This window comes from Streptomyces sp. NK15101, from assembly GCF_020400725.1.
In the GTDB taxonomy this organism is placed as follows: Bacteria; Actinomycetota; Actinomycetes; order Streptomycetales; family Streptomycetaceae; genus Streptomyces.
Window position 1 is genome coordinate 22,030 of record NZ_JAINVG010000002.1, and the last position, 12,727, is coordinate 34,756.

Sequence of the window (12,727 nt, forward strand, 5' to 3'; positions counted from 1 at the left end):
CGTTCGTGTAACAAAATCTTGACTTGAACATGACGGAAAGGGGGCGGTTTTCCGTTTCTCCGCCCCCTTCCCGGGACGCGCTACTTCAGGTACGGACCAGCCGTGCCGATCTTGCCGGGACCGTTCAGGACGTACACCCGGAGGTTGCCCTTGCCGGGCGCGGCGATCGAGAGGGTGCCGTTCGTGACGGTGCGGACGTCGCCGGTGACCGCGTCGGTGTACGTGCCGTTCGGGACGCCGGAGAAGGCGGCGCCGCCCGAGACGGTGACCAGGGCGAAGCTGTCCGTGGCCCCGCTGGTGTAGCGGCGCTTGAAGGCCATGCCGCCCGAGACGCCCTCGGTGGAGTACTGGCCCGTCTGGAGCGCGGGGACGGCGCGGCGGATCTGGTTGAGCCGCTGCACGTGCCGGACGAGGGGCTGCTGGAGCGTGGTGGCCACGGCCCCGGAGGCCGAGGAGACCTGGGAGAAGTCGGAGGCCGTGACGGATCCGGCGACGTGGTCGCCGAAGTAGGCGCGGCCGGTGTCGGCGAGCGGGCAGGTCGGCCCGCAGTCGATCTTCTTCCCCTTCTGGAACTCGATCTCGGAGCCGTAGTACAGCGTCGGGATGCCGCGGAAGGTCCACATCAGGGACATGTTCTCGGCCCAGGCGTCGGTGCCGCCCGTGTACCGCTCGCTCGACTTGTTGGGACCGTAGTCGTGGCTGTCGACGTAGACGACGTTGTACGTGGCGTCGTTGTAACTGTCGTCCGAGTCCTTGCCGTTGGAGAAGGCGTTGTACGCGTCACCGAAGTTCATGTGCATGCGCATGTCGATGACGTTCATGCCGGAGAAGCGGCTGTGGTCGGGGGTGTGGTAGCTGTTCCCGTTCAGGAAGGCGTTCGTGGACGTGGGCTGGTTGGCGGTGCCCTGCTGCTGCTCGTAGTCGTACATCTCCAGCGCCGCCCTGGCGTCGTCGGCGTCGTACTCCTTGCGCTCCTTCCAGGTGAAGAACTGCGCGGAGTGGTTCACCGAGCCGCGGTTCCACTTGTCGTTGACGAAGGCCGCGACCTCGCCGAAGACGAAGAAGTTCTTCGCCGCCTCGGCGCCGTGCCGCTGGATGACCCGCTCCTGGATCGCGGGGAGGAAGCGGCGGTTCCAGGTGGTGCGCGGGATGTGCACGGCGGTGTCGACGCGGAAGCCGTCGACCCCCATGTCGATGTACTTGTTATACGCGCCGATCAGGTAGTTCTGGACGGTCGCGTTCTCCGTGTCGAAGTCCGCCAGGTCCTCGTGCAGCCAGCAGGAACGCGAGTCCTCGCCCTCCCAGTTGCCGATCCAGCACTGGTGGTAGAGCGCCTTCGGGAACATGCCCGACGTGGGGCTCGGCCACTGGCAGTTGTAGACCGTGTACCCCTCGGCGCTCTTGCCGCCGGTCGGCCTGCCCCAGTTGACGCAGGTGTTGCCGGCGGGCTCGGCCGTCGACCACAGGTCGCCGTTGTAGTACGACTTGCCGGTCTTCGGGTCGATCGTCAGGCCGTCGTACTCGAAGCCGGGCTGCTTCTCGTCGTAGTACCAGCTCCACTGGCTGTCCCGCACGCCGTACACGGTGGGGACGAAGAGGCCCTTGGCGCCCCAGCGGGAGGAGTGGTTGTAGACGACGTCCTGGTAGATCTTCATGCCCTTGGCGTGGGCGGCGTCGATCAGGTCCTGGTAGGAGGCGCCGGCGGACTCCAGGCGCGGATCGACCTTGTAGAAGTCCCAGCCGTGGTAGCCGTGGTAGTCGTAGTCCGAGCGGTTGAGGACCACCGGGGTGACCCAGATCGCCGAGAACCCGAGGCCCTTGACGTAGTCCAGCTTCTGGATGAGGCCCTTGAAGTCGCCCCGGAACATGGGGTCGCCGTTGGCCGCGTTGCCCGACTTGGCGTGCTGGCTGCCGCCCCGGTCGTTCGTCGGGTCGCCGTCGTTGAAACGGGCGGTGAGGACGAAGTAGATCGGGTCCTTGCGCGGGTCGGTGCCGAGCGGCTTCCCGGTCGCGGGCGTGGCCGGCTCGTCGCCGGTGGTGGCGGTCGCGGGGGCGGAGGCGGCGGAGACGTTCCCCGCGGCGTCCACGGCCTTCACCGTGTAGGTGTAAGCGGTCCGTTCGGCGAGGCCGGTGTCGGAGTACACGGTGGAGCCGACGTCGGTCACGACCGTGCCGCCGCTGCCTCCGGTACGGGTGACCTGGTACTTCGTCACGCCCCGGTCGTCGGTGGCGGGGTCCCAGGCGAGCAGCACGGAGACGCCGTCGGCGGCGGCGGTCAGCCGGGTCGGGGCGGTCGGGGCCCGGGTGTCGGGCGGGGTGGCGGCGCAGGGGTCGGTCGCGTTCGCCGTCACCACCCGGTTCCGCACGGTGGAGACGCCCGTGCCGATCGTGTAGTCGGAGCCGCCGTTGTTGTCCCAGGTGCCGTTGCCGTTGTTGAAGGCGGCTTTGAGGGAGGTGGCCGTCCCGAGGTCGACCTCCCGCTTCCACCAGCCCGCGCAGGCGGCCTGCATGCCGACGCCGGGGACGGCGGTCCAGGCGCCGCCCGCGGGCTGGTAGTGGATGTTGGCGGTGGACCAGCCGAGCGACTCGGTGGAGTAGTAGACCGTCGCCTTCGCGGCGGGGGCGGGCGTGGTGTCCGCGCAGGGGTCGGAGTGGGCGACGACCCCGTCCTTGACGGTGATGCTCCCGGTCCCCAGGGCGTAGTTCCTGCCGCCGTTGTTGTCCCAGGTGCCGGTGCCGTTGTTGAAGGTGGCCTGGAGCCCGGCGGCGGCGCCGAGGCTCACGGTCTTCTTCACCCAGTCCGTGCAGGCGGGCTCCATGGCGACGCCGGGGACCGTGGTCCAGGAGCCGCCGTCGGGGGCGTAATGGAGGTTGTAGGCGGCCCAGTTCTTCGTCTTCGTCCAGTAGAAGACGGTCGCGGTGTTCTCCGCGACGGCCGCCGCCGGGGCGGTGCGGGGCGAGGGGGTGCCGGGTGGGGCGGCGAGCAGGCCGAGCAGGCCGGCGGCCACGGCAAGGACGGCCACCGGGCGCGCGGGCAGCGGTGTGCGGGTGCGGCTCATCTGATTCTCCAGGCGGAGGGCGTTCCGTACGGGCCGGTGGAGGGGGGCGGGGATCGACACCGTTGGAAACTCGATCGGAAAGTTTCTGAAACTCCTTGCGTCGCCGGGAAGTTACCGCCGCCGGGCCGACAGGTAAAGACTTCTGACCGAAGCGGTCTCCACGCTCGGTGCGGTGGCCCGTGTGATCGACGTCGAGCGGTCCCGGTGAGGCCGCCCGCATCCCTGCGCGTCCTGGACGGAGGGCAGGCGTTCCTGCTCGGACTCGCCGCCCCGGCCGCGCCGGTCCGGTGGGGAGGGGGAGCGCGGAGAACGTGGCGCCCGTCGACACCGCCCCGGCGCCGGCGGACCGGCGGGCCGCGGTGCGGCGGGGCGCTTGAAAGAGGCCGGGCCCCGTCGTCGAACTCCCGTCGCCCGAAGGGCGGACCCGCTGCGTCAGGTGCGTGCGTGGCGTCGCGGGGCGGGCGGGGGTTCGGCGGCAGGGTCTGGGGAGGCGTCAGGGTCTGGGGAGGCCTCAGGGGCGCGGCCAGGGGCGCCCTTCGAGCCGCTCGATGTTCCGGTTGAAGCGTTCGAGGTAGGCGGCGAAGCGGGCCACGTCCTCGGGTGACCAGTCCTCCATCACCCGCTCCAGGCCCTCGACGTTCGAGGCCCGGTCGGCGTCCAGGCGGCGCTCGCCCTCCTCCGTGATGCGGAACTTGCGGGCGATGCCGCCGTCCGGATCCGGGATGCGCTCCACGACCCCGGCGCGCAGCATCGCGGCGGTCTGCCGGTTGAGGGTGGAGGCGTCGAGGCCGAAGGCCTCGCTGAGCTGCCCGATGGACATCGGCCCGTGCATCCGGATGCGGGTGAGGAGGACGTACGCGCTGCGGTCGAGGTGGCCGCCGGCCGCCCGGGAGCGGGGCCCGTACAGGTGGGCGTGCCGTCCGAGCAGCATGCTCTCGAACTCGACCAGGTGGGTGGGCTTCTCCATGGGGGCATTCTCCCCTGTCCCGAGAGTATGTGCAGCATACACAACTTGTGCGTACTGCAATCGATGTGCATCATGCACATACCTGCTCGCGAAAACCGAAGAAAGCACGAGGAAGAACCCGTGGACGGCTCCAAGCCCGAGGCCCGCCCCGGCGGCGTCGTCGGCGTCCTCGCCCTGGCCGGCATCGTCGCCGCCCTCATGCAGACCCTGGTGGTGCCGCTCATCGGCGACCTCCCCGGGCTGCTCGGCACCACCGCCTCCGACGCCTCCTGGGTGATCACCGCCACCCTCCTCGCCGGAGCCGTCGCCACCCCCGTGGCCGGCCGGCTCGGCGACACCCTCGGCAAGCGGCGCGTCCTGCTCGCCTCCGTGATCCCGCTCGTCACCGGCTCGGTCGTCTGCGCGCTCGCCTCCTCCGTCGTCCCGATGATCGTCGGACGCGGACTCCAGGGCCTCGGCATGGGCGTCGTCCCCCTCGGCATCAGCCTGCTCCGCGACATCCTGCCGCCCGAGAGGCTCGGCGGCTCCATCGCCCTGATGAGCGCCTCCATGGGCGTCGGCGGCGCCCTCGGCCTGCCCTTCTCGGCCGCCGTCGCCGAGAACGCCAGCTGGCGCGTGCTCTTCTGGGTCGCCGCCGGACTGAGCGTCCTGGTCGGCGCCCTGACCTGGCGCGTCGTCCCCGCCGGACGGCGCGCCGCCGCCCCCGGCCGCTTCGACCTGCCGGGCGCCCTCGGCCTCGGCGTCGGGCTCGTCGCCCTGCTGCTCGCCGTGTCCAAGGGCGCGACCTGGGGCTGGGGCAGCGGCACCACCCTCGGCCTGTTCGCCGCCGCGGCCGTCGTCCTGTTCGCCTGGGGCGCCTGGGAGCTGCGCACCCCCGACCCGCTCGTCGACCTGCGCGTCACCGCCCGCCCGGTGGTCCTGACGACCAACGCGGCGTCGGTCCTGGTCGGCTTCGCCATGTACGCGCAGTCGCTGGTCGTCCCCCAGCTGTTCCAGCTGCCCGAGGCGACCGGGTACGGCCTCGGACAGTCGATGATGGCCATGGGGCTCTGGATGGCCCCGGCGGGCCTGATGATGATGGTCCTGGCGCCACTGGGCGCCGAGCTCTCGGCCGCCCGCGGTCCCAAGGTCACGCTCTCGGTCGGCGCGCTCGTCATCTCCGCCGGGTACGGCTCCTCCCTCGCCCTGATGGGTTCCACCTGGGGCCTGCTCACCGTGACCCTCATCTGCAACACCGGCGTCGGACTCGCCTACGGGGCCATGCCGGCGCTCATCATGGGCGCGGTGCCGCAGGAGGAGACCGCTTCGGCCAACAGCTTCAACACGCTGATGCGCTCCATCGGCACCTCCGCCTCGGCCGCGGTCGTCGGCGTCGTCCTCGCCCAGCTGACCACCACCCTCGGCGGCCACACGCTCCCCTCCGAGGACGGCTTCCGCGTCGCGATGCTGATCGGCTGCGGTGTCGGCCTCGCGGCGGCGGTCGTCGCCGCGCTGATCCCCACGGGGTCCGCCACGCCGGCCACCGGGGACGCCCGGGGCACCGAGCCCGGTGCCGGCCCGCGCACGGCCTCGCGGGCCGGCACCGCCTGAGACCGCGCGGCCCGCACCGGGTGGACCGGCGTGCGGCGGGCAGTGCCTCAGGCCGCCGGCCCCGCCCGGGGCCGGCGGCCGGGGCCGGACGGGTGGGCGCCCGTGGCGCTCATGACAACCGGGCGCGGGCTGGTCTCGGCGGCGATGAAGAGGCGGTTGAGCTTGGCGCCGCCCCAGGAGATGTCGGCGACCGCCTCCGGGACGTTCAGCCGTCCGATCAGGGTGCGGTCGGGGACGTGGCAGTGCACGCCGCCGCTCATCGCGGCGACCCGGAGGCGGCCGTCCGCGTCGAAAACGAAGATTTCAGGATCATCCACGGCGCACACGGAAACCTCCGAACGGAGAGCCGTGGATCACGCGTCCTCGGCTTCCCCCTCTTCTCCCTCCTCCTCCAGCGTGAACAGCGCCCCGTCCGGGTCCCGGACCGTCACCCCCCGCTCGTCGCCGGCGTCCGACGGCCCCGCGTCGGCCCACTCGCTCCCCGGCACCACCGCCCCGCCGTGCGCCACGACCGCCTCCCGGGCCGCCGCCAGATCGCGCACCCGGAACCGGACCAGCCAGCGCGGCCTCGACTGCGGCCGGGGCGAGGCGGATTCGACCGGACCGCTGTCGAGCCGGGCCACGGCCTCGCCGCCCCGCCGCAGCACCACCTGGTCGTGCTCGTACGACACCTCGCAGCAACCGGGACTGCCGTCCGCCCAGCGGAGCACCCCGCCGTAGAACACGGCGGCCTCGAACGCGTCACGGGTGTGCAGCTCCACCCAGGCCGGGGCCCGCCGCTCGCCGACGTGCCAGCGCGAGACCAGCCGCCCCTCCCACACCCCGAAGGCCGCACCCTCCAGATCGGTCGCGATCGCCGCACGGCCCCGCATCGGGTACGCCAGCGGCCCCACGCCGACCGTGCCGCCGCGCTCCCGGATCCGCGCCACCGCCGCGTCGGCGTCGTCGACGGCGAAGAACACCGTCCAGGCCACCGGCACCCCCGGCTCGGCGGCCACCGCCGCGATCCCGGCCACCGGCACCCCGTCCCGCTCACCCACCACGTGCACGTCGTCGCCGAGCGCGCCCCGACGGAACGTCCACCCGAGCACCGCCCCGTAGAAGCGCTTCGCCGTCTCCAGATCACGTGCGGACAGATGCAGCCAGCACGGTGCTCCCATCGCCTCCCCGGTCGTCGGCCCCGACACCGGCACCACCTCCTCGTCGTCCTGAGTCCGTGCGCCCCTTCCCCGCGCGACTGCCCCGCAAGCGCGCACTCACCCGCGTGCCGCCGATCACCCCGCCCCGGTACCCCGAACGGGTCAGCGGGCCGCGCGGGCGGCATACGCGCGGACGTCGGCGTCCGCGTCGTCGGCCGCCCCGGCGAGCGCGGCGCGGGCCGCCGGTTCGGCCCGGTGGGCGAGGAGCGACAGGACGGCGGCCTTGCGCACGTCCGCGTTCGGATCGGCGAGCGCCCCCGCGAGCGCCGGGACGGCGAGACCGGGCGGCGCCGCCCGGAGCGCGGTCGCCGCCCCGGACCGCACCTGCCAGGCACGGTCGCCGAGCGCCGCCCCCGCCCCCGCCGCGTACGCCGGCGGGCAGCCGGTGCCCGCCAGGGCGGCGAGGGCGGCGCCCCTGACCAGTGGATCGGGGTCGTCCAGCAGCGGCGCCAGCGGCTCCGGCGCGGGGGCCCGCACCGCCGCCAGACCACGGGCCACCGCGACCCGGACCTCACGCGCCGGGTCGGCCGCGGCCCGCGCGAGCTCCCCGGCCGCGTCCACCGACACCAGGGCCCGTACGGCCTGGACGCGCACCTCCACGGAAGGATCGGCGAGCGCGCCCGCGTACAGCCCGGCGGCCCCCAGCCGCAGCGCCCGCAGGACGTCGAGCGCGGCGGCCCGCACGGCCGGATCGGGCACGCCCAGGGCCTCCCTGAGGCCCTCCGCGAGCGCCGGCTCGGCGGGCAGCACCTCGACCAGCTCCCGCAGCGCCGCCGCGGCCGCGGCCCGGACCGGCGCCGCCTCGTCCCGCAGCCGGCCGGCGAGCACCGGACCGGCCCCGGCCGGCGCGGTCTCCCCGAGCGCCGTGACCGCGGCGGCCCGCACCGCCGGATCGGCGTCGGCCAGGTACGGACCGAGCGCGTCCAGGTCGGGGGAGTCCTCGACGAGCGAGAGCAGCCCCAGCAGCCGGGGATGCGGCGGCGCGGTCGCGGGGACCCCGGCCGGCGCGTCGACGGCCGCAGGCCGGGGGGCCGGCGCCGCCGGGACCGCGTCCCGCGCTCCGGCCGTGGCCACCGGCACGAGCGCCACCTCGCCCAGGAGCCGCTCGGGACCGCCGGGCGGCGAGAACTCCGGCACCGGGACGACGTACGGCTCGACCGGCCGGGCCGTGAACTCCATCGCCCCGGAAGGGGACTTGCGCAGGTCGAGGTGGTGCAGCCAGCCCGTGTCGTCCCGCTCGGGGTGGTCGAGCCGCTCGTGGTAGAGGCCCCACCGCGACTCCGTCCGGGCGAGCGAGGCCCGCGCCGCCATCTCGGCGCAGTCCCGGATGAACGACACCTCCGCGCAGCGCATGAGCTCGTGCGCCGTGCGCGCGCCCATCCCGGCGATCTCCGCCGACATCCGGTCGAAGGCCTCCACGGCCAGGGAGAGCTTCGCCCCCGTCTTCGGCGGCGCCACGTAGTCGTTGACGAACCGGCGCAGCTTGTACTCGACCTGGGGCTGCGGCGGACCGTCGGGGTTCCGCAGCGGCCGGTAGACGAGCTCGTGGGCGGCCGCGAGCTGCTCCCGGTCCAGCTCGCCCTCGTACGCCCGGTACCGGGAGGCGTCCTCGCCCGCCAGGTCGCCGAAGACGAACGCGCCGATCATGTAGTTGTGCGGTACGGAGGCCAGGTCCCCGGCCGCGTACAGCCGGGGCACGGTCGTGCGGGCACGGTCGTCCACCCGCACCCCGGAGGCCGAGTGCCCGCCGCACAGACCGATCTCCGAGATGTGCATCTCGATGTCGTGGGTCCGGTAGTCGTGCCCCCGGTTCTCGTGGAAGGTGCCCCGGGTGGGCCGCTCCGTGGTGTGCAGGATCGACTCGACGGCGCCGATGGTCTCCTCGGGGAGATGGCTCAGCTTCAGGTACACCGGACCCCGGTCCGAGGCGAGTTCGGCCGCGAACTCGGCCATCATCTGCCCCGACCAGTAGTCCGACTCGACGAACCGCTCGCCGTGCCGGTTCACCTGGTACCCGCCGAAGGGATTGGCGACGTAGGCGCAGGCCGGCCCGTTGTAGTCCTTGATCAGCGGGTTGATCTGGAAGCACTCGATCCCGGTGAGCGCCGCGCCCGCGTGGTACGCCATGGCGTAGCCGTCACCGGCGTTCGTCGGGTTCTCGTACGTCCCGTACAGATAGCCGGAGGCGGGCAGGCCGAGCCGCCCGCAGGGGCCGGTGGCCAGGACCACGGCCCCCGCGCGGACGACGACGAACTCCCCGGTGCGGGTGTGGAACCCGGCCGCGCCGACGGCACGCCCGTCCTCCGGGTGGGTGAGCACCCGGACCGGCATGACCCGGTTCTCGATCCGGATCCGCTCCCGCATCTCGCGCCGCCGCAGCTGCCGGTAGAGGACCTTCTTCACGTCCTTGCCCTCGGGCATCGGCAGCACGTACGAGCCGGACCGGTGCACCTGCCGGACCGCGTACTCCCCGTGCTCGTCCTTCTCGAACTTCACCCCGTACGACTCCAGCCGCCGGACCATCGCGAAGCCGCGGGTCGCCGTCCGGCGGACGGTGGACTGGTCGACGAGGCCGTCGTTCGCCCGGGTGATCTCGGCGACGTAGTCGTCGGGTTCGGCCCGGCCGGGCACCACGGCGTTGTTGACGCCGTCCATGCCCATGGCCAGGGCGCCGGAGTGGCGGACGTGAGCCTTCTCCAGGAGCAGGACGTCCGCCCCGCGCTCGGCGGCGGTCAGCGCCGCCATCGTGCCGGCGGTGCCGCCGCCGATCACGAGCACGTCGCAGGAGAGCTCGGTCGCGTCGGCGAGGTCGGGAACGGTCAGGGGGGTGTCCACGGGATGCCTTTCTCGGGGGGCCCGCAGAGGGGCGGGGGATCAGAGCGAGTCGAGGACGCGGCGGCGCAGCGCCGCGGTGGCGGGCGCGTCCCGGGCGTCCCGCGAGCGCGGGTGCGGCACGTCCAGGACCTCGCCGGACGCGAACAGGACGACCCGGTCGCCGAGATGGAGGGCCTCGTCCACGTCGTGGGTGACGAAGACGACGGTCGCGCCGGTGCCGCGCAGGATCTCCACGAGCAGGTCCTGCATCCCGGCGCGGGTCGTCGCGTCGAGCGCGCCGAACGGCTCGTCCATCAGGACCGCCCGCGGCCGCCCGGCGAGCGCCCGGGCCAGCTGGACGCGCTGCCGCTGCCCGCCGGACAGCCGGCCCGGCAGCTTGTGCGCGTGCCCGGCGAGTCCGACCCGCTCCAGCCACTCCTCCGCCGAGCGGCGCCGCTCGGCGCGCGGGACGCGGCGGATCGCGAGCGGCAGCTCCACATTGGCCCGGACCGACCGCCAGGGCAGCAGGGCGTCGTGCTGGAAGACGAGCGCCCGGTCGGCGCCGGGCCGCCGGACCGGCTCCCCGTCCTGGGTGACCCGCCCCTCCAGCGGGGGCAGCAGCCCGGCGAGCGTCCGCAGCAGGGTCGTCTTCCCGCAGCCGGAGGGGCCGACCACGGTGAGGAGTTCACCGGGCGCGATCCGCAGTCCGACGGGACCGGACACGGCGGTGCCGTCCGGGTGACCGAGCCGGACGTCGTGCAGGACGAGTTCCGCGCCGGCCGGCACGGCGGTGACGGGCGGGCTCACGGTGGTCATGTGACCGGCTCCTTCTCGGGTACGGGCAGGACGGCGGAGTCCGCCGGGGCGTCCGGGGCGGGGCCCGCGAGGGACTCGGGCCCGGGGCTCGTGGCCCCCGCCGGGGAGGCCGGGTCCGCACGGTGCGGGGGCGCCGACGCGGAGTCCGCCGAACGGGCCGGGCCGGCCGCGCCGCCCCCCGCGGCGCCCGGCAGCCAGGCGGTGACCCGCCGGCCGAGCGCCTCGACCGCCGTGGAGGTGAGCCGGCCCAGGACGCCGATGGTGGCCATGCCGACGAAGACCCCGGGGTAGTCGACGACCGTGTAGTCCTGCCAGGTGCGGTAGCCCACCCCGTACTCGCCGGAGATCATCTCCGCCGAGATCACACAGATCCACGCGACCCCGATGCCCACCGAGAGACCGCCGAAGACGCCCGGCAGGGCACCCGGCAGGACCACCGAGAACAGCACCCGGGCCCGGCCCCCGCCCATCGTGAGCACGGCCTCCTCCCACGCCGGGTCCAGGGCCCGCACCGCGTGCCGGGTCGACACGAGGACGGGGAAGAACGCGGCGGCGCAGGTGATGAAGACGATGCCCTGCTCGTTGGTGGGCAGCAGCAGGATCGCGACCGGCACCAGGGCGATGGCCGGCACCGGCCGCACGATCTCCACCAGCGGCCCCAGGACGTCCGCGGCCCACCTCGACCGGGCGACGGCCGTCCCGGTGGCCACCCCGAGGACGGCCGCGAGCAGGAAGCCCAGCGCGATCCGGCGCAGACTGTGGCCGAGGTCCTGCCAGTACGCCTCGGTGCCGATCCGGTCGGCGAGCGCGGAGGCCACCTCGACGACCGTGGGGAACTGCTCGAACCGCAGCCACAGACTGACGTCCAGGGAGGTCAGCAGCTGCCAGACGCCGAGTGCCGCGAGCGGAGAGGCCACCCGGACCAGGTGGCGGCGCCGGCTCATGACGCGAGCCTCACGGCGTCCGCGTACCCGACGATCCGGGAGCCCGCGTGGCCCGTGACGTACCGCTCCGCGCCCTCCCGGGTCACGAAGGCGCGCCACTGGCCGCCGTCCCGGACCCACACCGCGCGGTCCGCGAACCAGAGCGTCCCGGTCACCGCGTCCGGCACGTAGGCGGCCCGGACCTGCGCCCCCTTGACGGCCTTGAGGAGCGCCCCGGGGCTGTCGAAGGTGCGGGTCGACCCCTGGCCCTTCAGCCAGAGCTCGGACTTGGCGGCGACCGCCTTCGGGTACGGGGCCCCCGGGACCGCCCGCCGCAGCGGGGCCGCGTCGACGAAGGCGTCCACGTCGACGTCCTTCACCAGACCGGCCTCCGCCAGGACCGGCACGTCCTCCTTGAGCGCGGCGACCAGCTCGGGGCGGAGCGCCGGGTCGAAGGTGGCGATGCCCTGGGCGCCGTTGTAGAGGTAGACCACCTCGGCGGGCAGCCCCGTCTCCTTCGCGACCGACTCGGCGGACGCCACCGGACGGCGGCGCAACTCGTCCGTGGCCCGCCGCTGCGCCCGCAGGAACGCGTCGAGGACCTCCGGCCGCTGCTTCGCGAACCGCTCGCGGACGGTGACCCCGTGGAAGGTCGGCAGGTTCAGCTCGGCCCCGTCGTACAGCGCCGTCGCCCGGCCCTGGAAGGCGAGCAGACCGGGCCAGGCGACGAACTGGGAGAGCGCGTCGACGGTGCCCGCCGCCAGGGCCGAAGCACCCACGCTCGGCTGGTGGTTGACCTTGTCGACGTCCTTCGCCGGGTCGATCCCGGCCCGCCGCAGGGCACGGACGAGCGTGCCGTCGGCGGCCGAACCGACGCTCGTGGACACCTTGCGGCCCTTGAGGTCCTTCAGCGTCCGCAGCGGCGAACCGGGGGAGGTGACCACGGTGTTGAGACCGCCGCGCAGGTTGTACCCGGTCACCGCGACGAGCCGCGTCGGCTCCTTGAGCTGCTTGCCGCGCGCCGCGTTGATCAGCAGCGGGAAGTCGCCCATCGAGCCGATGTCGATCTTCCCCGCCGTCATCTGGGCGGTGATCGGAGCGCCGGTCGCGTAGTCCTGCCAGACGACTCGGTAGCTGACGCCGTCCTTCCTGCCGCGCGCCGTGAGCTCCTCCTCGAAGTAGCCCAGGGAGCGCAGCAGCGTGCCGGCGGTGACGGTGTTGATGGTCTTCGACTGGTAGCCGACGGTCACGGTGACCGTCTTCCCGTCCGCAGAGGCGCCGGCTCCGCCGCCGCAGGCGGTGGCGAGCGGAAGGAGCAGGGCGAGCGGGAGGGACAGGGCGAGTCTTCGTACGCGCATG

9 protein-coding genes are annotated in these 12,727 nt (G+C 73.8%); 1 reads left to right on the forward strand and 8 read right to left on the reverse strand.

Annotated features, from left to right (window positions below):
* Positions 1 to 80 precede the first annotated feature (80 nt).
* Both K7G60_RS01265 and K7G60_RS01270 read right to left on the reverse strand, forming a co-directional pair.
* The gene (locus K7G60_RS01265; RefSeq protein ID WP_225798883.1) at positions 81 to 3,059 is read right to left on the reverse strand and encodes a carbohydrate binding domain-containing protein; all 2,979 of its coding nucleotides are present in this window, start codon (positions 3,057 to 3,059) and stop codon (positions 81 to 83) included.
* A 511-nt stretch (positions 3,060 to 3,570) separates the two neighbouring features.
* Positions 3,571 to 4,026, reverse strand: coding sequence for a MarR family winged helix-turn-helix transcriptional regulator (locus tag K7G60_RS01270; protein WP_225798884.1), 456 nt, complete (start codon positions 4,024 to 4,026; stop codon positions 3,571 to 3,573).
* Between the two features lie 120 nt (positions 4,027 to 4,146).
* On the opposite strand from K7G60_RS01270, the gene K7G60_RS01275 reads away from it, so the two are divergent.
* Complete coding sequence (locus K7G60_RS01275) at positions 4,147 to 5,616, forward strand: MFS transporter (protein ID WP_225798885.1); 1,470 nt, start codon at positions 4,147 to 4,149, stop codon at positions 5,614 to 5,616.
* A gap of 47 nt (positions 5,617 to 5,663) precedes the next feature.
* Here K7G60_RS01275 and K7G60_RS01280 read toward each other — a convergent pair whose 3' ends face one another.
* From K7G60_RS01280 to K7G60_RS01305, 6 genes are all read right to left on the reverse strand, one after another.
* Complete coding sequence (locus K7G60_RS01280) at positions 5,664 to 5,933, reverse strand: hypothetical protein (RefSeq protein ID WP_374115559.1); 270 nt, start codon at positions 5,931 to 5,933, stop codon at positions 5,664 to 5,666.
* 36 nt (positions 5,934 to 5,969) lie between these two features.
* Complete coding sequence (locus K7G60_RS01285; RefSeq protein WP_225798886.1) at positions 5,970 to 6,776, reverse strand: VOC family protein; 807 nt, start codon at positions 6,774 to 6,776, stop codon at positions 5,970 to 5,972.
* 141 nt (positions 6,777 to 6,917) lie between these two features.
* Positions 6,918 to 9,650 carry a fumarate reductase/succinate dehydrogenase flavoprotein subunit gene (locus K7G60_RS01290; protein WP_225798887.1) on the reverse strand — a complete coding sequence of 911 codons (2,733 nt, stop codon included), beginning with the start codon at positions 9,648 to 9,650 and terminating at the stop codon, positions 6,918 to 6,920.
* Positions 9,651 to 9,689: 39 nt separating this feature from the next.
* On the reverse strand, positions 9,690 to 10,445 hold the full coding sequence (locus tag K7G60_RS01295; RefSeq protein WP_225798888.1) for an ABC transporter ATP-binding protein: 756 nt from the start codon (positions 10,443 to 10,445) through the stop codon (positions 9,690 to 9,692).
* Positions 10,442 to 11,389: an ABC transporter permease gene (locus K7G60_RS01300; protein ID WP_225798889.1), complete on the reverse strand. Its 948-nt coding sequence runs from the start codon at positions 11,387 to 11,389 to the stop codon at positions 10,442 to 10,444. The genes K7G60_RS01295 and K7G60_RS01300 overlap by 4 nt, the downstream gene beginning before the upstream one ends.
* Positions 11,386 to 12,726 (reverse strand): ABC transporter substrate-binding protein, encoded by a 1,341-nt coding sequence (locus K7G60_RS01305; RefSeq protein ID WP_225798890.1) that lies wholly within the window; start codon positions 12,724 to 12,726, stop codon positions 11,386 to 11,388. The genes K7G60_RS01300 and K7G60_RS01305 overlap by 4 nt, the downstream gene beginning before the upstream one ends.
* Between the last annotated feature and the right edge of the window lies 1 nt (position 12,727).

Bases quoted from the DNA above. Each gene is read 5' to 3' on its own strand.
- K7G60_RS01270 (WP_225798884.1), bottom strand. From the start codon at position 4,026: ATGGAGAAGCCCACCCACCTGGTCGAGTTCGAGAGCATGCTGCTCGGA.
- K7G60_RS01285 (WP_225798886.1), bottom strand. From the start codon at position 6,776: ATGGGAGCACCGTGCTGGCTGCATCTGTCCGCACGTGATCTGGAGACG.
- K7G60_RS01300 (WP_225798889.1), bottom strand. From the start codon at position 11,389: ATGAGCCGGCGCCGCCACCTGGTCCGGGTGGCCTCTCCGCTCGCGGCA.
- K7G60_RS01305 (WP_225798890.1), bottom strand. From the start codon at position 12,726: ATGCGCGTACGAAGACTCGCCCTGTCCCTCCCGCTCGCCCTGCTCCTT.
- K7G60_RS01265 (WP_225798883.1), bottom strand. From the start codon at position 3,059: ATGAGCCGCACCCGCACACCGCTGCCCGCGCGCCCGGTGGCCGTCCTT.
- K7G60_RS01295 (WP_225798888.1), bottom strand. From the start codon at position 10,445: ATGACCACCGTGAGCCCGCCCGTCACCGCCGTGCCGGCCGGCGCGGAA.